At 69.6% G+C, this 16609-nt stretch carries 16 protein-coding genes; 14 read left to right on the top strand and 2 right to left on the bottom strand.

What is annotated here, in order from left to right; genetic code table 11:
- The first annotated feature begins 16 nt into the window (after positions 1-16).
- The 4 genes from DYE07_RS06050 to DYE07_RS06035 all read left to right on the top strand — a co-directional run bounded on the left by DYE07_RS06050 (position 17) and on the right by DYE07_RS06035 (position 4111).
- Positions 17-1678: an AMP-binding protein gene (locus DYE07_RS06050; RefSeq protein WP_115296548.1), complete on the top strand. Its 1662-nt coding sequence runs from the start codon at positions 17-19 to the stop codon at positions 1676-1678.
- A 19-nt stretch (positions 1679-1697) separates the two neighbouring features.
- Positions 1698-2213: a tRNA (cytidine(34)-2'-O)-methyltransferase gene (locus tag DYE07_RS06045; protein WP_006946097.1), complete on the top strand. Its 516-nt coding sequence runs from the start codon at positions 1698-1700 to the stop codon at positions 2211-2213.
- Positions 2214-2325: 112 nt separating this feature from the next.
- Entirely contained in the window at positions 2326-3573 is a 1248-nt protein-coding gene (locus DYE07_RS06040; RefSeq protein ID WP_237723901.1) for a glucose-1-phosphate adenylyltransferase family protein, read from the top strand.
- Between the two features lie 163 nt (positions 3574-3736).
- Positions 3737-4111, top strand: a complete 375-nt coding sequence (locus tag DYE07_RS06035; protein ID WP_131940591.1) for a hypothetical protein — start codon at positions 3737-3739, stop codon at positions 4109-4111.
- Positions 4112-4187: 76 nt separating this feature from the next.
- Here the strand turns inward: DYE07_RS06035 and DYE07_RS06030 are convergent, their stop codons facing one another.
- Positions 4188-5660 (bottom strand): flavin-containing monooxygenase, encoded by a 1473-nt coding sequence (locus tag DYE07_RS06030; protein ID WP_006946121.1) that lies wholly within the window; start codon positions 5658-5660, stop codon positions 4188-4190.
- Between the two features lie 207 nt (positions 5661-5867).
- Positions 5868-6656, bottom strand: a complete 789-nt coding sequence (locus DYE07_RS06025) for an exodeoxyribonuclease III (RefSeq protein ID WP_006946080.1) — start codon at positions 6654-6656, stop codon at positions 5868-5870.
- A gap of 85 nt (positions 6657-6741) precedes the next feature.
- On the opposite strand from DYE07_RS06025, the gene DYE07_RS06020 reads away from it, so the two are divergent.
- The 10 genes from DYE07_RS06020 (at position 6742) to macS (ending at position 16582) form a co-directional block, all read left to right on the top strand.
- On the top strand, positions 6742-7524 hold the full coding sequence (locus DYE07_RS06020; RefSeq protein ID WP_040014821.1) for an SDR family NAD(P)-dependent oxidoreductase: 783 nt from the start codon (positions 6742-6744) through the stop codon (positions 7522-7524).
- Between the two features lie 28 nt (positions 7525-7552).
- Positions 7553-8107: an orotate phosphoribosyltransferase gene (gene pyrE, locus DYE07_RS06015; protein ID WP_062258358.1), complete on the top strand. Its 555-nt coding sequence runs from the start codon at positions 7553-7555 to the stop codon at positions 8105-8107.
- Between the two features lie 213 nt (positions 8108-8320).
- Positions 8321-10957, top strand: a complete 2637-nt coding sequence (nirB, locus tag DYE07_RS06010) for a nitrite reductase large subunit NirB (protein ID WP_115296547.1) — start codon at positions 8321-8323, stop codon at positions 10955-10957.
- Positions 10954-11358 carry a nitrite reductase (NAD(P)H) small subunit gene (locus DYE07_RS06005; protein ID WP_074041052.1) on the top strand — a complete coding sequence of 135 codons (405 nt, stop codon included), beginning with the start codon at positions 10954-10956 and terminating at the stop codon, positions 11356-11358. The genes nirB and DYE07_RS06005 overlap by 4 nt, the downstream gene beginning before the upstream one ends.
- A 79-nt stretch (positions 11359-11437) precedes the next feature.
- The gene (locus DYE07_RS06000; protein WP_006946225.1) at positions 11438-11707 is read left to right on the top strand and encodes a DUF4031 domain-containing protein; all 270 of its coding nucleotides are present in this window, start codon (positions 11438-11440) and stop codon (positions 11705-11707) included.
- 130 nt (positions 11708-11837) lie between these two features.
- Positions 11838-12623, top strand: coding sequence for a uroporphyrinogen-III C-methyltransferase (gene cobA, locus DYE07_RS05995; protein ID WP_231729567.1), 786 nt, complete (start codon positions 11838-11840; stop codon positions 12621-12623).
- On the top strand, positions 12616-13566 hold the full coding sequence (locus DYE07_RS05990) for a uroporphyrinogen-III synthase (protein WP_115296546.1): 951 nt from the start codon (positions 12616-12618) through the stop codon (positions 13564-13566). Before cobA ends, DYE07_RS05990 begins: the two co-directional genes overlap by 8 nt.
- Positions 13559-14323 carry a sirohydrochlorin chelatase gene (locus tag DYE07_RS05985; protein ID WP_171969883.1) on the top strand — a complete coding sequence of 255 codons (765 nt, stop codon included), beginning with the start codon at positions 13559-13561 and terminating at the stop codon, positions 14321-14323. Before DYE07_RS05990 ends, DYE07_RS05985 begins: the two co-directional genes overlap by 8 nt.
- A gap of 130 nt (positions 14324-14453) precedes the next feature.
- Positions 14454-15188, top strand: a complete 735-nt coding sequence (locus DYE07_RS05980) for a LemA family protein (RefSeq protein ID WP_062258344.1) — start codon at positions 14454-14456, stop codon at positions 15186-15188.
- A complete protein-coding gene (gene macS, locus DYE07_RS05975; protein ID WP_136788558.1) occupies positions 15185-16582 on the top strand; it encodes a MacS family sensor histidine kinase in 1398 nt (465 codons plus the stop codon). Before DYE07_RS05980 ends, macS begins: the two co-directional genes overlap by 4 nt.
- Positions 16583-16609 lie beyond the last annotated feature (27 nt).

Here is a 16609-nt window from a genome sequence, read left to right as displayed (position 1 = left end):
GACCGGAGGAGAGCCGATGTCCGCCACCGACACCCTCGAGAACGACCTCGACCCGACGCTCAGCCACACGCGTGGGGCGCCCGAATCGCCTCTGATCGAGCAGACGATCGGCGACAACCTCGACGCGACCGTCGCTGCACATCCCGATCGTGAGGCGCTCGTCGACGTGGCGAGCGGCCGTCGCTGGACGTACACGCAGTTCCTCCACGACGTCGACGCACTTGCCCTGGCCCTGCTCGACGCCGGCGTCGCGACGGGCGACCGCGTCGGCATCTGGGCACCCAACTGCCCCGAGTGGACGCTCACCCAGTACGCGACGGCCAAGATCGGCGCCATCCTCGTCAACATCAACCCCGCCTACCGCAGCCACGAAATCAAGTACGTGCTGGGCCAGGCCGGCATCACGACACTGATCGCCGCCCCGAAGTTCAAGACGAGCAACTACGCGCGCATGATCGAGCAGGTGCGCGGCGAGTGCCCCGACCTCGCGCGCGTCGTTCTCATCGGCGAGACGTCGTGGAGCGACCTCGCCGACGCGGGCGCGAAGGCTCTCGCCGCGGAGGGCGGACGCGAGCGCCTCGCCGCCGTCCAGAAGACGTTGAAGAACACCGACGCCATCAACATCCAGTACACGAGCGGCACGACCGGCTTCCCCAAGGGCGCGACGCTGAGTCACCGAAACATCCTCAACAACGGCTTCTTCGTCGGCGAACTCTGTTCGTACACAGCCGAGGACCGCGTCTGCATCCCCGTGCCGTTCTACCACTGCTTCGGCATGGTCATGGGCAACCTCGCCTGCACCTCGCACGGCGCGACGATGGTCATCCCCGCGCCCGGCTTCGACGCCGCCCTCACCCTGCAGACCGTGGTAGACGAACGGTGTACGAGCCTCTACGGCGTGCCGACCATGTTCATCGCCGAACTCGCGCTGCCCGACTTCGACCGCTACGACCTGACGAGCCTGCGCACCGGCATCATGGCCGGCTCGCCATGCCCCGAGCACACCATGCGTCAGGTCATGGAGCGCATGCATATGGAGGAGGTCTCCATCTGCTACGGCATGACGGAGACCTCGCCCGTGTCGTTGCAGACACGCAAGAACGACACCGTCGAGCAGCGCACGCAGACGGTCGGGCGCGTCGGCCCGCACCTCGAGGTCATGGTCGTCGACCCCGTCACGTACGAGCCCGTCAAGCGCGGCGAGCCGGGTGAGCTGTGCACCAAGGGGTACTCGGTCATGCTCGGCTATTGGAACCAGGGCGACAAGAGCGCCGAAGCCATCGTCGACGGCTGGATGCACACAGGCGACATCGCCGCCATGGACGACGACGGGTACGTCGCGATCACGGGGCGCATCAAGGACATGGTCATCCGCGGCGGCGAGAACATCTACCCGCGAGAAATCGAGGAGTTCCTCTACAACCACCCCGACATCGTCGACGCACAGGTCATCGGCGTGCCCGACGAGAAGTACGGCGAGGAACTCATGGCATGCGTCCGGATGGTCGACGGCGCGGAGCCGCTGACGGTCGAATCGCTGCGCGCCTACTGCGACGGCAAGCTCGCCCACTACAAGGTGCCGCGCTACGTGCGCGTCATGGATGAATTTCCGATGACGGTGACGGGCAAGATCCGCAAGATCGACCTGCGCGAAGAGGCGCCGCAGTACATGACGTGACGCTGGTAGGTTCGCGGGCGTGCAGATCGTCCTCGTCGCGCCGCAGATCGCGCCCAACACCGGCAACATCATCCGCCTCGCCGCGAACGTCGGCGCGAGCCTGCACCTCGTCGAACCGCTCGGTTTCTCGATGGACGCCCGCCTGCTGCGCCGCGGCGGGCTCGACTACCACGAGTTGGCCGACGTCCACGTGCACGCGGACGTCGACGCGGCCCGCGCCGCTTGCCCCGGGCGGTGGCTCGCGCTGACGGCGCGTGCCCGGCGACGGTACGACGCCGTCGACTACCGTGACGACGACGTCCTCGTCTTCGGTTGCGAGGCAACAGGATTGCCTGACTATCTCCTCGCGACGTTCAGCGCTGACGAGCGACTGCGCATCCCCATGCGCCCCGACAACCGCAGCCTCAACCTCGGCAACGCGGTCGCCGTCGTCGCGTATGAGGCATGGCGTCAGCTCGGCTTCACCGGCGCGGCTGATGACGGCACCGGCACCCTCGAGGCGCTGAGCGCTGACGCCCCACGACGGGAGGCATGAGTTTCCCGCGTGAGACGCGAGGTGCCCGGTGCGGGGTGTGCGGCGGGGCGGTCATGAACACAGGATGCGACGCCGGCTCGACGCGGGGAGGTCGCCTTGGCAGGATGGCGGCATGGCCGCTCACATGCCCCTGACCGACGCTCCGCGCGTGCTCGCCATCGTCCAGGCCGGAGGTAAGGGCTCACGGATGGGTGTGCTCACCACGCACCGCGCGAAACCGGCGCTGCCGTTCGGCGGCACGCACCAGCTCGTCGACATCGCCATGTCGAACCTCGTCAACTCGGGCATCTCCAGCGTCTGGGTTTCCGTGCAGTACCGCGCGGGCACGCTCGACAAGCACCTGCAGCACGGACGCCCCTGGGATCTGGACCGCAACGACGGCGGTTTCCGCCGCATCGTGCCCGAGGAGATCGACGCCGCGCGCACGGGTGGGTTCGCCACCGGCAACGCGGACGACCTGTACCGCATCCGTCATCAGATCGCCGACGAGAACGCTGACGTGACCGTCGTGCTGAGCGCCGATCAGGTGTTCACGCTCGACCTGCGGGACGTCGTCGCCGCTCACCTCGCCAAGGGCGCCGACCTCACCATCGTCACCACCGAGGTGCCCGTGACGGAGGCGTCGAACAAGGCTGTCGTGACGAGCGACGCCACCGGCAAGGTCACCCGCATCGACGAGAAGCCCGAGGACCCGGCCCACGGAACGATCTCCGCGGAGGTCTTCATCTACCGCACGGCAGCGCTGCTCGACGCCCTCGACGAAGCCGAGAAGGCGACGCGCCCTGAAGCCGACGACGAGGACGACACCGGCCTCGGCGACTTCGCCGAGCACCTCATCCCGACGCTCGTCGCGCGTGGACGTGTGCGCACCCACGCGCTCGAGGCGTACTGGATGGACATGGGCCGGCCCGAGACCTACCTGCGCGCTCACCGCGACCTCGTGCGTGGTGACGTGCCGATCTTCGACGACGAGGCGTGGCCAATGCGCACCCTCGCGACGAACAAGTGCGCGGCGCGCGTGCGCGAAGGGGCCGTCGTCGACGCGTCCTACCTGTCGCCAGGGTGCGACATCGCCGGCACCGTGCGCCGCTCGGTGCTCGGGCCCGGCGTGATCGTGCGCGCGGGGGCCGTCGTCGAGGATGCCGTGGTGCTCGACGGCACGGTCATCGAGAAGGGTGCCGAGGTGCGCACCGCGATCGTCGACGTCGACGTCGCGGTGCGCCGAGGAGCGCGCGTCGGCTCAGCCCCTGCCGCCACCGCGGCGCGCGACGCGGACATCGCCGTCATCGGCGCGGGTGCCACCGTGCGCGATGTCGTGAAGCCGGGGGAGCAGATCGACCCCGGCGACGTCGTCAGCTGAGCCGCGCCGGGGGCGCCCCGGCAACCCCGTGGGGTGACGCAGGGGCGCCGACGGCTGTGGACGATGACGGCTGCGCGGCCTTCCGCGGCCGTCCTGCACCCTCGTCCACAGGGTTTGCGGCCGGCGCCGACGGCACACCCCGTGACATGCCTACCGTCGACGCATGACTATCTTCGCAACTCACGGTGTGCTCGCGGTCGCGGACGATCCCAACGCGGAGGCGCTCGCGACGTTCATCCACTGGTTCGTCGTCGTCGCCGTCCTGCTCTTCGTCGTCGCCCCGGCGCTGTGGCTCACCGGTGCCATCGTGGCGACCCGCAGCCTCAAGAAGTGGCCGAGTCTCGTCGCCGACACCGAGGACGCCATGTACCGCTGGGCCCTGCTCGTCGGCGTCCTGCCCGTCGTGGGCCCGCTCATCTACGCCGTCTCGTTCCAGCAGGCCAAGAACCGTCGGACGCCTGAGCAACTCGTCCTCGCGCGGATGACTCATCGGGAGCGCCATCGTCAGGCGCAACTCGCCGGCATCGGGCGACGGTAGCCGGGCTCTCGTTCGCGCATGACAAGGCGCGGGAGCGCAGGTAAGGCGAACGACTCCGGCCGGCTCGCCGGTGTGCTCAGGTGAAGAGGAAGTCGACGGCCGACGGCTCGGTGAGGCGCCGTTCGTATTCGCCGACCCCGCCGGGCCACAGGGTGCGGTTCTCGCCGTCGTCATCGAGGTACCAGGAGGTGCAGCCGCCCTGCGTCCACACCGAGCGACCGCTGCGTTCGCGCATCTCACGCGTGAAGGCGGGCACGAGTTCGGGGCGCACCTCGACGGCGTGGGCGCCTCGGCGATCGCGTTCGTCGAGCAGCGTCATGACGTGGGCGATCTGCGCTTCGATCATGAGCACGACGCTCGTGTGCCCCAGGCCCGTGTTGGGCCCCAGCAGCATGAAGAGGTTGGGGAAGTCGGCCATCGTCACGCCGAGATAGGACTCGACACCGTTCTGCCATTCCTCGGCGAACGAGCGGCCGTCACGCCCGGTGATGTCGAGGTGGGCGTACGAGCCGCGGGGGTCGAAGCCGGTGGCCAGCACGAGGGCGTCAACCTCGTGCAGGGTTCCGTCGGCGGTGACGACGCCGTCGGGCGTCACGCCCACGACGTCGTCGGTCACGACGTCGACGTCGGCGCGCGCGAGGGCAGGGTAGTACGTGTCGGACAGCAGGACGCGCTTGCACCCCATCGTGTAGGTGGGGGTCAGCTTCTCGCGCAGCTGCGGATCCTTGATCTGGTTGGCCAGGTGCCGTCGGGCCTCGCGGGAGGCGAGTTCGAGCAGCCGCGGCTGGCTGTCGAACGCGACGGCAGGCAGGTCGTTGCGTCGGCGCAGTGCAGCCCGATGGGCCCGCATGAGCGCGGGGTGACGCCGGAAGCGGTCGATCGTCGCGTCGGAGTACTCGCTGTTGCGCTGCGGCATGATCCACGGTGCGCTGCGCTGGAAGACGGTGAGGTGCTCGGCGTCCTCGGCGAGCGCCGGGATGCACTGCACAGCCGAGGCGCCCGTGCCGATGATGCCGACGCGGCGGCCGAACATCGAACTGTCGCGAGGCCAGGCTGCGGTGTGGATGAGTTCGCCGGCGAACGTGTGCAGCCCGTCGATGAGGGGGATGTGCGGCAGGTGCAGCGCACCGACGCCGAGCACGAGTGCGCGGGCGGTGACGGTGTGCGTCGAACCGTCCGAGGAGTGCGTCGCGATCGTCCACACGCCGCTCGACTCGTCGAAGTCGGCGGCGTGCAGCGCCGTGTCGAAGCGGATGTGCTCGCGCAGCTCGTACTTCTCGACGACGGCGAGCAGATAGTCCTGGATGACGTCACCGCGCGAATAGGTGTGCGACCAGTACGGGTTGAGCTCGAAGCTGAACGAGTACAGGTGGCTCGGCACATCGCAGGCAACACCGGGATAACGGTTGTCACGCCACGTGCCACCGATCTCGTCGGCCTTCTCGAGGATGACGAAGCTGCGGCCGGCGTCCTGCAGCGCCACGGCCATGCCGATCCCGGAGAAACCGGTGCCGACGACGACGACGTCCACCTCTGCCACAGTGCTCACCGCACCAACCTAACGGGGCCGACCGCCGCCATCGCGCACCGACACAGCCGACGGCGCGTGATGGCGCTGCTCGCGCCGCCACTGCGTCAGTCAGTGCCGGTTGCGTCACGCAGGACTGACTCGAACGACACGGACTGACGCAGCTGGGCTCGGCTGATCGCACCGTGCGCCGTCACGCTGCCAGCCGACTCGTCAGTCAAGACGCTGTCAGTCGAGCTGCACGATGACGGGCGCGTGGTCGCTCGCACCCTTGCCCTTGCGCTCGTCGCGGTCGATGACGGCGCCCTGGACGCGCCCGGCGAGGGCGGGGGAGCACAGGGCGAAGTCGATGCGCATGCCCTGCTTCTTGGGGAAACGCAGCTGCGTGTAATCCCAGTACGTGTAGGTGCGCGGCTCGTTCGTGTGCGGGCGCACCACGTCGGCGTAGCCTGTGTCGATCATCGCCTGGAACGCGTCACGCTCGGGTTGCGTCACGTGCGTCTTGCCCTCGAAGAACGCCGGATCCCAGACGTCTTCGTCTCTCGGCGCGATGTTCCAGTCACCCGTCAGCGCGATCTGCGCCTCGGGGTTCTCGGTGAGCCACTTCTCGCCGTCGGCGCGCAGCGCGGCGAGCCAGTCGAGCTTGTACTCGTAGTGCGGGTGGCCGATCTCGCGACCGTTCGGCACGTAGAGCGACCACATGCGCACCCCGTCGCACGTGGCGGCGATGGCGCGGGCCTCCGCCGCGATGGGGTCGCCGAAGCCGGGCATGTCCTCGAAGCCGATCTGCACGTCCTCGAGGCCGACGCGCGAGGCGATCGCGACACCGTTCCACTGGTTCAGCCCGTGATGGGCGACCTCGTACCCGGCTTCCTCGAAGCGGGCCATGGGGAACTGCTCGTCCTTGCACTTCGTCTCCTGCATGGCGAGCACGTCGACGTCACCACGTTCGAGGAAGGCGATGACGCGGTCGACGCGGGTGCGGATGGAGTTGACGTTCCACGTGGCGATTCGCATGCCTCAACCCTAGACGGGCCCTGCGACAACCCTCGAAACCAGCGGGATCCTGCGGTTGTCGGCGACGAGTGGCACAGTGGTGAGCATGACGAAATGGGCACTGGTCACCGGCGCGAGCGCCGGCATCGGCAAGGAGTTCTGCGAGCAGCTGGCGGCGCGCGGCGACAACGTCGTCCTGGTCGCGCGGCGCGCCGACCGGCTCGAGGAGCTCAAGGCACACCTCGAGAAGCGCTACCGCGTGCACGCCGAGGTCCTCGCGGCCGACCTCGCCAACGCTGACGATCTCAAGCGCGTCGCCGAGCGTGTCGCGCAGGCGAGCGACCCCATCGAGGTGCTCGTCAACAACGCCGGCTTCGGGCTCAAGACGGCGTTCCTCGACACCGACGTCGAGAAGGAGATCGCCTCCGTTGACGTCATGGTCAAGGCCGTCGTCGTGCTCAGCCACGCCGCAGGCCGCGCGATGCGTGAGCGGGGGCGGGGCGCGATCATCAACGTCTCGTCGGTCGCGGGGTTCATGGCGAGCGGCACCTACTCGGCGGCGAAGTCGTATGTCACCGTGTTCAGCGAGTCGCTCGCCGGCCAGCTCGCGGGCACGGGCGTCACGGTGACCGCGCTGTGCCCAGGTTTCACCCACACCGACTTCCACGCGAGCGCCGACATCGACGTCGACAAGACCTCGGCCATCGGCAAGCGACTCTGGCTCGACGCCGACCGCCTCGTGCGCGACTGCCTCGCCGACGTCGACGCCGGCCGCGTCATCTCGGTGCCGGGGAAGCAGTACAAGGTCGCGACGCAGTTGCTGCGCCACGTGCCGCGCTCCATCGTGCGCGCGGGCGCTTTGAGCAACCGTCATCGGCCGCGCGACTGAGGAACCCCCGCCAAATAGAATGGACGGCATGACGAACATCGCCGAAGACCGCGCCCGCCTGCTGCAACTCATCAAGGACAACGCCATCGTGCACGGCAAGGTGACGTTGAGCAGCGGCAAGGAGGCCGACTACTACGTCGATCTGCGTCGCATCTCTCTCTCCGGCGAGGCTGCGCCGCTCGTCGGACGCGTCATGCGCGATCTGACGAGGGACTTCGACTACGTCGCCGTCGGCGGTCTGACGCTTGGTGCTGACCCCGTCGCGACGTCGATGCTGCACGCTGCGGCTGCTGCGGGGGAGCAGGTCGACGCGTTCGTCGTCCGCAAGGCCGGCAAGGCGCACGGCCTGCAGCAGCGCATCGAGGGCCCCTCGATCAAGGGTCGTCGCGTGCTCGTCGTCGAGGACACGACGACGACGGGTGCCTCGCCGTTGGAAGCCGTCGCCGCGTGCCGTGAGGAGGGCGCCGAGGTCGTCGGCGTCGCGACCATCGCCGACCGTGCCACCGGTGCGCAGGAGAAGATCGAGGCCGAGGGCCTCACCTACGTCAGCGCCTTCTCGATGGAAGATCTCGGCCTCGCCTGAGCGTCTGTCACGCCGCGCCTCTTGGCTGTGCGCGAACGAGCCGTCACCGTCACCGGTGGCGGCTCGTTCGTCTGTGCCTCAGGGGTGCGCGCCCGTCGCCACGGAGCTGGACACCGCTGCAGGTGAACACCCGGTGAATCGGGACCATGGCCCCTTCGCCGACGTCCCGGTGCGCTCGTACGGTGGGATGACACGACCCGTTCCGGAGGAAGCATGCGCCAAGACAGACCCACCCACGTCGTCGTCATCGGCGCGGGGATGGTGGCCCACAAGTTCGCCGAGACGCTCCTCGCGAAGGACGACGCGCGCCGCGTCTCGCTAACGGTCATCGGTGACGAGCCGTTCGCGCCGTACGACCGGGTGCATCTGACGAGCTTCTTCTCGGGCTCCACCGCGTCAGATCTGCTGCTCGACGAGAGTGTCTGGGACGACGAACGGGTGACGTTGCGCACGGGCACGCTCGTCACCGGCATCGACCGAGACGCGCGAGCCGTCGAGACGGAGGGCGGCGAGCACATCTCCTACGACGCCCTCATCCTGGCAACGGGCTCGCACGCCGCAGTGCCGCCCATCGAGGGGCGCGACGTCACGGGTTGTTTCGTCTACCGCACCCTCGACGATGTCGAGGCGCTTCGGCGCTACGTCTCGGACACGGCCGGACGCCACCCCGAGCGGCAGGTGCGCGGCGCCGTCATCGGAGGTGGTCTGCTCGGCCTCGAGGCCGGTGGCGCGCTGCAGGCGATGGGAGCGGTTACGACGGTCGTCGAGTTCGCTGACCGCCTCATGCCCATGCAGGTCGACGCGGGAGGCGGCGAGGATCTCAAGCGCATCATCGAAGGCACCGGCGTGCACGTGCGCACCTCGACCGCCACGGCACGCATCAACGCGGGCGACGACGGTCGCGTCGCCTCGATGGACTACGCGAGTGGCGAGCGGGACGACGTGGACGTCGTCGTCTTCGCCACGGGCATCCGTCCTCGCGACGAACTCGCGCGTGCCGCGGGCCTCGAGCTCGGGCCTCGCGGCGGCGTCCTCGTCGACACCCACTGCGCCACGACGGACCCGGCCATCCACGCGATCGGTGAGGTCGCGTGCATCCAGGGGGAGGTGTGGGGCCTCGTCGCACCCGGGTACACGATGGCCGAGATCGCCGCTGCGCATCTGCTCGGCGAAGCGCCGGACTTCGACGGCGCCGATTCCTCGACGAAGCTCAAGCTCATGGGCGTCGACGTCGCGAGCTTCGGCGACGCGTTCGCCGCGACGCCCGGCGCGCGCGAGGTCGTCTACTCGGATGCCATGACCGGCTGGTACCGCAAGCTCGTCGTCGCCGATGACGGACACACCCTCCTCGGCGGAGTGCTCGTCGGTGATGCGAGCGCGTTCCCGAGCCTGCGGGCGATGGTCGGCCACGACCTCGCAGCGCCGAGCGCCTTCGTCATCCCCGAGGACGAACGCGGCGCGAAGGCCGAGATCAACCTCGAACTGCCCGACGACGCGGGCGTCTGCTCGTGCAACAACGTGAGTGCGGGCCAGATCCGTGCGGCGTTCGCGGACGGTGCCACGACGGTCTCGGACATCAAGACCTGCACCAAGGCAGGGACCTCGTGCGGATCATGCCTGCCGCTCGTCATCAAGCTCGTCGAGGTCGAGCAGGCGAAGGCCGGTATCGAGGTCGACAGGTCGTTGTGCGAGCACATGCCATTGTCACGAAGCCAGCTGTTCAACGCGATCAAGGTCGCGAAGCTCACGTCCTTCGACGACGTCATCGAGCGTTTCGGCGCCGGGCGTGGCTGTGACGTGTGCAAGCCGACGATCGCCAACATCCTCGCCAGTCTCGAGAACGGCCACGTGCTCGACGGTCAGCAGGCGACGATGCAGGACACGAACGATCACGTCCTCGCCAACATGCAGAAGGACGGTACGTACTCGGTCGTGCCGCGCATCCCGGGTGGTGAGGTGACGCCGTCGGGTCTCGTCGCGATCGGGCAGATCGCCGAGAAGTACGGCCTCTACACGAAGATCACCGGCGCCCAGCGCATCGACATGTTCGGTGCCCGCATCGACCAGCTCCCCGCCATCTGGCGCGAGTTGCTCGACGCGGGCTTCGAATGCGGCCAGGCATACGGCAAGAGCTTGCGTGCGGTGAAGTCGTGCGTCGGGCAGACCTGGTGCCGCTTCGGCGTGCGCGACTCCGTCCGTCTCGCGATCGACCTCGAGACCCGGTACAAGGGGCTGCGCAGCCCGCACAAACTCAAGATGGGTGTCTCCGGGTGCGCGCGCGAGTGCGCCGAGGCGCGCGGCAAGGACGCCGGCATCATCGCGACGGAGAACGGGTGGAACCTCTACGTCGGGGGTAACGGTGGCTTCAAGCCGGTGCACGCGCAGTTGCTCGCTGAGGACCTCGACGAAGAAGAACTGATCCGCACCATCGACAGGTTCTTCATGTTCTACATCTCGACAGCCGAGCGGCTGCAGCGCACCGCGCCGTGGCTCGCCGAGCTCGAGGGCGGCGCCGAGCACCTGCGCGAGGTGATCATGGACGACGCGCTGGGCATCTGCGCCGACCTCGACGCGATGATGGCACGTCACGTCAACGCCTACTCCGACGAGTGGCGCGACGTCCTGGAGGACCCTGAGAAGCTCGCCCGGTTCACGGCCTTCGTCAACGACGACACGAACGTCGACCCCGATCTGCTCTACGTCGTGGAACGTGACCAGCCCCGCCCGGCGACCCCGGCCGAGAAGGCCGACGCCACCCTCGAACTCATCGACTCCAACCGACGTCCCGTCCGGATCGCAGGCGAGCGCATCCCCGTCGGCGCAGGCGCTGCACAAGGAGGCCAGGGATGACAACCCCCACACCTAGCGAGGCCGGTACCTCGTGGACCCCGCTGTGCGCCGTCGACCGGCTGACACCGGAGCGGGCCGTTGCGGCACTCACGCCGGACGGCGCGCAGGTCGCCCTCGTGCGCCTCGCGAACGACGAGGTGTTCGCCGTCGGCCACCGTGACCCGTACGCCCTCGCGAACGTCATCGCCCGCGGCGTCGTCGGGACGCGCACTCTGGACGGTGAGACGTACGACGTCATCCAGTCGCCGCTGTACAAGCAGGCCTTCGACGTGCGGACGGGCGAGGACGTCGCCGACCGCGCCGTCCGTCTCGGCACCTGGGCCGTGCGTGAGCGCGACGGGATGATCGAGCTGGGCGAGCGCACGAGCGACTACGCAGAACCGGAGCAGACGACGCGCTGATCGTCCGGCCGCCTCGCCAGGTCGGTCGCCTGCGGCGGGGACGGTGGCGATGTGCCCGGCCAACCGCGATGATGGGACGGTGGCCATCCTCATCGACCCGCCGATGTGGCCCGCGTGGGGCACGGTGTTCTCGCATCTCGTCTCCGACAGCTCGCTCGACGAGCTGCACGCGTTCGCGCACGATCATGGCGTTCCGGATGCTGCGTTCGACGTCGACCACTACGACGTGCCGGAGCGCATGTACGACGCGTTGGTCGCGGGTGGCGCGCTGCCCGTGCGCGCCACTGAGCTCATTCGCCGATTGATCGCCGGCGGTGTGCGGGTTCGTGCCGTGGAGCGCCGATCATGAAACTGCTCGACGGGTGCTGCGCGGGCGTGAGTGCGCGTCGCTTCTCGCGTCACGAACATCACGGCGGCCGCGGCGCGTCGCTGCCTAAGGTCGGGGAGTGAACACAAAGGGCCGCAGCGAGGAGGAACGGATGAGCGACGCAGTCGCGGCGGGGCGCGTCGTCCTCGTCGGCGGCGGACCGGGTTCGCTCGACCTGCTGACGCTGCGTGCCCTGCGCGAGCTCGAGCAGGCGGACGTCATCGTCGCCGATCGCCTTGGCCCGCGGGACGAACTGGCGCGTCTCGATCTGAGCGCCGAGATCATCGACGTCGGCAAGAGCCCGCACCATCACCCCGTTCCGCAGGACGAGATCAACGCGATTCTCGTGCGTGAGGCGCGGGCCGGGCGGCGGGTGGTGCGCCTCAAGGGCGGCGATCCGTACCTGCTCGGCCGCGGGGGGGAGGAATACCTGTCCTGCCACGCGCACGGCATCGACGTCGATGTCGTGCCCGGCGTGACGAGCGCGCTCTCCGCGCCGCTCGCCGGCGGCATCCCGGTGACGCATCGCGGATGGTCGGCGGGCCTGCTCGTGCTCTCCGGGCACGACGAACTGGCGCTGCCGGCGCTGGCGGCATGGCCGCACACCATCGTCGTCCTCATGGGGATGGGACGCCTGGGCGAGCTGACGGCCGGCCTCGTCGCGCACGGCAAACCGGCCGCGACGCCCGCGGGCGTCGTCCACCGTGCGTGGACGCCGCAGCAGCAGGTCGTGCGTTCCACCCTCGACGAGCTCGCCGGCGAGTGCGCCACGCGGGGCATCGGCAACCCGAGCGTCATCGTCATCGGCGACGTCGTCGACGTCCTGCCCGACGCGGCGATCATCGACATGACGACGCAGCAAGCCACCACCGAGGGGACGGGTGAGACCGATGCGTGACCAGCAGCCGGACGGCGCGAGCGCCCCTCGAGACGCCGCTCGGCGTGCGTCGCACGCCTCTGCCGTCGCTTCGGTGGAGTTCGCTTCGGATTCCGCTCCCCAGCAGCGACGGGCGCCGCACGACCTCGCCGGGCGGCGCATCGTCATCACCGCGCAGCGCAAGGCCGATGAGTTCGCCGCACCTCTCGAACGTCGCGGCGCCGAGGTGGTCCGGGCAGCGACGATGTCGCACGTGCCGCACGTCGACGACCCTGAGCTGCTCGCCCATACCCGCGCGCTGACCGAGGAGCCGCCCGACCTGCTCGTCGTGACGACGGGCATCGGGTTCCGGGGCTGGTTCGAGGCCGCGGAGGCAGCCGGGCTGCGCGAGCGACTCCTCGACGCACTGCGGACGACTCGCATCTACGCCCGCGGGCCGAAGGCGCGCGGCGCTGTCGTCGGAGCGGGTCTCGAGGTCACGTGGACGGCCGCCTCGGAGACGACCGAGGAGATCAAGGAACGTCTGCGCGGGGAGTCGCTCCACGGCGTCCGCGTCGCTGTGCAACACCACGGCGCCGGTTCCGACGGCATCGACGAGACCCTGCGCGCCGCAGGTGCTGACGTCGTCTCGCTCGTCGTCTACCGCTGGGGCCCGGCGCCCGACCCCTCTGCGGTCGCGCGCGCCGTCGATCTCGTCGCGCGATCCGACGTCGATGTCGTCGCGTTCACCGCAGCTCCCGGCGTCTTCGCCTTTCTCGACGCCGCGCGCGCCTCGGGTCAACAGGATGCCGTGCTGGACATGCTGCGCGAGGGGCGCGTCATCGCGGCCTGCGTCGGTGACACCACCGCGGCGCCGCTGCGCGAGTGCGGCGTCGAACCGATCGTGCCGACGCGCTTTCGCCTCGGCGCCTTGACGCGCCTGGTCGCCGACACCCTCGGCGGGCACAATGACGGCCATGCCTGACGACATGACGGTCGCCCCGACCGCGCCCGATCTCGCGCCCCCTGAATCCTCCGCTGTTGCAACGGCGCCCGCGCGTGGCGGCCGGCGAGCCGCACTCGTCCTCGTCGCCCACGGGACGGCGAGCCCACAGGGCCGGCGGGTCGTCCACGATCTCGCCGACGCGGTTCGCGCCGCGCGCCCCGACCTCACCGTCACCGAGGCGTATGTCGACGTGCAGGAGCCGAAGGTCGCGGACGTCGTGGCGCGCTTGGTGCCCGAGTTCGACGAGGTCGTCGCCGTGCCGCTGTTGTTCTGCGGCGGCTACCACGTGCGGGTCGACGTCGCGAAAGCCGTTGCGCCGCACGACAACGCGCGCTCGACGGGCGCGCTCGGCCCGTCGCGACCCATCGCGGAACTGCTCGCGCAGCGCCTCCGCGAGGCAGGCGCGCGTCCCGGCGACGCGATCGTCATGGCCGCCGCCGGGTCCAGCCGCGCCGAGGCCACCGCCGACGCCCGCGCCCAGGCACGTCTGCTCGCTGACGTCTGGGGTACCTCGATCGACGTGGCCTTCGGCTCGGCTGCCACCCCGTCCGTGCCCGACGCCGTGAGCGCAAACCGCGACCACCCTCACGTCCGTGTCGCCGTCGCCGCGCTGCTGCTCGGCGAGGGGCACTTCCATGACAAGCTGACGCGTTCGGGCGCCGAAATCGTCACCGCGCCGCTGGGCGCATCCCCCCAGATCGTCGAGCAGATCCTCACCCGCTTCGACGAGGAGTGACCTCCAGTCCCCAGGCGCAGCCGGCCCCGCCGGGGGCGAATCGCGCCGTGACACGCATCGAGCGCTGACGGTGGTCGCTGCCGTCGGCTAGGGTCGAAGCAGACATGACCCCTCGAAGCAGGAGCCACTCATGACGTTCGTCATCATCCTTCTCGTCATCATCGTCGCGCTCGTCGTCGCAGCCGTCATGATGTACAACGGCCTCGTCAAGCAGCGCAACACGGTGCAAGAGGCCTGGCACCAGATCGACGTCGAGCTGACGCGTCGTCACGACCTCATCCCGAACCTCGTCGAGACGGTCAAGGCGTACGCGAAGCACGAGGCGGGCACGCTCGACGCCGTCATCCGCGCGCGTGGTGCGGCCGTCAACACGAACGGTTCGCCGGCGCAGGTCGCCGAGGCCGAGGGTGAGCTGAGCCAGGCGCTGGGTCGCCTCATCTCCGTCTCCGAGGCCTACCCCGACCTCAAGTCGAACCAGAACTACCAGCAGCTCATGGGCGAGCTCAGCTCGACCGAGGACCGCATCTCCAACGCGCGCCGCTACTACAACGCGTGCGTCAGCTCGCTCAACTCGAAGGTCGACTCGATCCCGACGAAGTTCATGGCCGGCCCCGCGGGCGTGACGAAGGCCGAGTACTACGAGGCCGACGAGGCGACGAAGGGTGCCCCGCGCGTCAACATGACGAACGACCAGGCGCCGAACGTGCAGTTCGACGCGCCGCAGAGCCAGCAGCGTCCGTACAACGAGCAGCCGCAGCTGCCGCCGTCGCAGATGCCGTACCCGACGCAGAACACCGCGAGTGGCCAGTACCAGGCGCCCGGCCAGGAGGGTTACGGGGTGCCGTACCCCGAGCAGCGCAAGTGAGCCGAGCCCACCTGCGTCGACGCCCCGAATCGCCTGTGCGGTTCGGGGCGTCGTCCGTCGCGTCCCGATGGACGGGCTGGGGCGTGGGCCTGCCCGACGACGCGATGGGGTCGCTCTGGGCAACCTCGGGCGCGTTTCGCGTCCTGACGCTCGCGTACAGCCTCTTCATCCATTCGATGGCGATCTCGCACTATTCGCGCCCCCACCTGGCAAGCGCCCTCATCGCGGTGCAGTGCATCTGGTCCGGCATCGCGGCGTACACGATGTTCGCGCGCCGCACCTGGCGGCCTGTGCTCATCGGGCTCGACCAGGTCGTCACGCTCGCGCTCGTCTACTCGACGTGGATCGTCGCACCCGAGAGCTGGTGGGATCACAACCAGAGCCTGCCGACGACGATGTGGGTGACGAACGCCGTGCTCACCGCCGGGATGATGTGGGGTGTCGGCGCAGGTTTCGCGAGCGCCGTCGTCCTGGGGCTCGCGTGCCTGCACGTCGGCGGAGATCTGTCGTGGCTCGAACGTTCACCGACGCTGCCCATTCTCGTCAGTGCGGGCATCGCCGCGGGGGTGGCGAGCCACGGTGTGCAGCGCGCCCACGAGCAGTTGACGAGGGCGCTCGAGCTGCGCGCCCGGGCCGCGGAGCGCGAACGGCTCGCCCGGCAGGTGCACGACGGAGTGCTGCAGGTGCTCGCCTTGACCGCGCGCGAAGGGGAGCGCGCGGGTGGTGAGTTCGCGCGTGTCGGGCAGCTCGCCGCCGAGCAGGAGCAGGCTCTACGCCACCTCATCGCGGACGGCGACGACAGCGCGCGCCGCGACGGCACGTGGGCGGGCAACGCGGGGGCAGTGCGTCTTAATGGTCTCGCCGGGGGAGTCGCCTCCAGCCTGCGTGATGCGGGTCAGAACGGGGTGGCGCGGGGTGGGGGAGCTCTCGACGCCGGCATAGAGGCGTCGTCGGTGGACGCGCCGGCGCGGGGTGCTGCCCGCCGGTCTGACGCGCCTGACCCGACGGATCTGCGCCAGGCGCTGCTCGCCCTCGAGAGCCGTCGGTGCCACGTCAGCGCCGGAGCCGAGGCGGTGACGCTGCGCCCCGACGTCGTCGCCGAGATCACCGCGGCGGTGCGGCAAGCCCTGACGAACACCGATTTGCACGCCGGGCGTGGTGGCGCACCCGCGACCTCGTACGTCCTGCTCGAGGATCTCGGCGATGAGGTCGTCGTCACCGTCCGTGACGACGGCGTGGGCATGTCGCCGGAACGGCCGGCGCAGGCACGCGCCGAAGGGCGACTGGGCGTCAGCGGATCGATCGTCGGACGCATCGAGGCGATCGGCGGACGCGCGCATCTCACCACCGCGCCGGGCGAGGGCGTCGAGTGGGAGTTCACGGTGCCGCGCTGAGGCGCGGCAAGCGGCCTCGATCATGAT

The organism is Dermacoccus nishinomiyaensis, from assembly GCF_900447535.1.
Classification (GTDB): Bacteria; Actinomycetota; Actinomycetes; order Actinomycetales; family Dermatophilaceae; genus Dermacoccus; species Dermacoccus nishinomiyaensis.
The sequence above is the reverse complement of the archived record's forward strand: the minus strand, read 5'-3'. Positions and strand labels throughout refer to the sequence as shown.

Coding starts and splice junctions, on each gene's coding strand:
- DYE07_RS05980 (WP_062258344.1), top strand. CDS start 14,454: ATGACGTTCGTCATCATCCTTCTCGTCATCATCGTCGCGCTCGTCGTC.
- pyrE (WP_062258358.1), top strand. CDS start 7,553: ATGACGAACATCGCCGAAGACCGCGCCCGCCTGCTGCAACTCATCAAG.
- cobA (WP_231729567.1), top strand. CDS start 11,838: ATGAGCGACGCAGTCGCGGCGGGGCGCGTCGTCCTCGTCGGCGGCGGA.
- DYE07_RS06040 (WP_237723901.1), top strand. CDS start 2,326: ATGGCCGCTCACATGCCCCTGACCGACGCTCCGCGCGTGCTCGCCATC.
- DYE07_RS05985 (WP_171969883.1), top strand. CDS start 13,559: ATGCCTGACGACATGACGGTCGCCCCGACCGCGCCCGATCTCGCGCCC.
- nirB (WP_115296547.1), top strand. CDS start 8,321: ATGCGCCAAGACAGACCCACCCACGTCGTCGTCATCGGCGCGGGGATG.
- DYE07_RS06020 (WP_040014821.1), top strand. CDS start 6,742: ATGACGAAATGGGCACTGGTCACCGGCGCGAGCGCCGGCATCGGCAAG.
- DYE07_RS06025 (WP_006946080.1), bottom strand. CDS start 6,656: ATGCGAATCGCCACGTGGAACGTCAACTCCATCCGCACCCGCGTCGAC.
- DYE07_RS06050 (WP_115296548.1), top strand. CDS start 17: ATGTCCGCCACCGACACCCTCGAGAACGACCTCGACCCGACGCTCAGC.
- DYE07_RS06035 (WP_131940591.1), top strand. CDS start 3,737: ATGACTATCTTCGCAACTCACGGTGTGCTCGCGGTCGCGGACGATCCC.
- DYE07_RS06005 (WP_074041052.1), top strand. CDS start 10,954: ATGACAACCCCCACACCTAGCGAGGCCGGTACCTCGTGGACCCCGCTG.
- DYE07_RS05990 (WP_115296546.1), top strand. CDS start 12,616: ATGCGTGACCAGCAGCCGGACGGCGCGAGCGCCCCTCGAGACGCCGCT.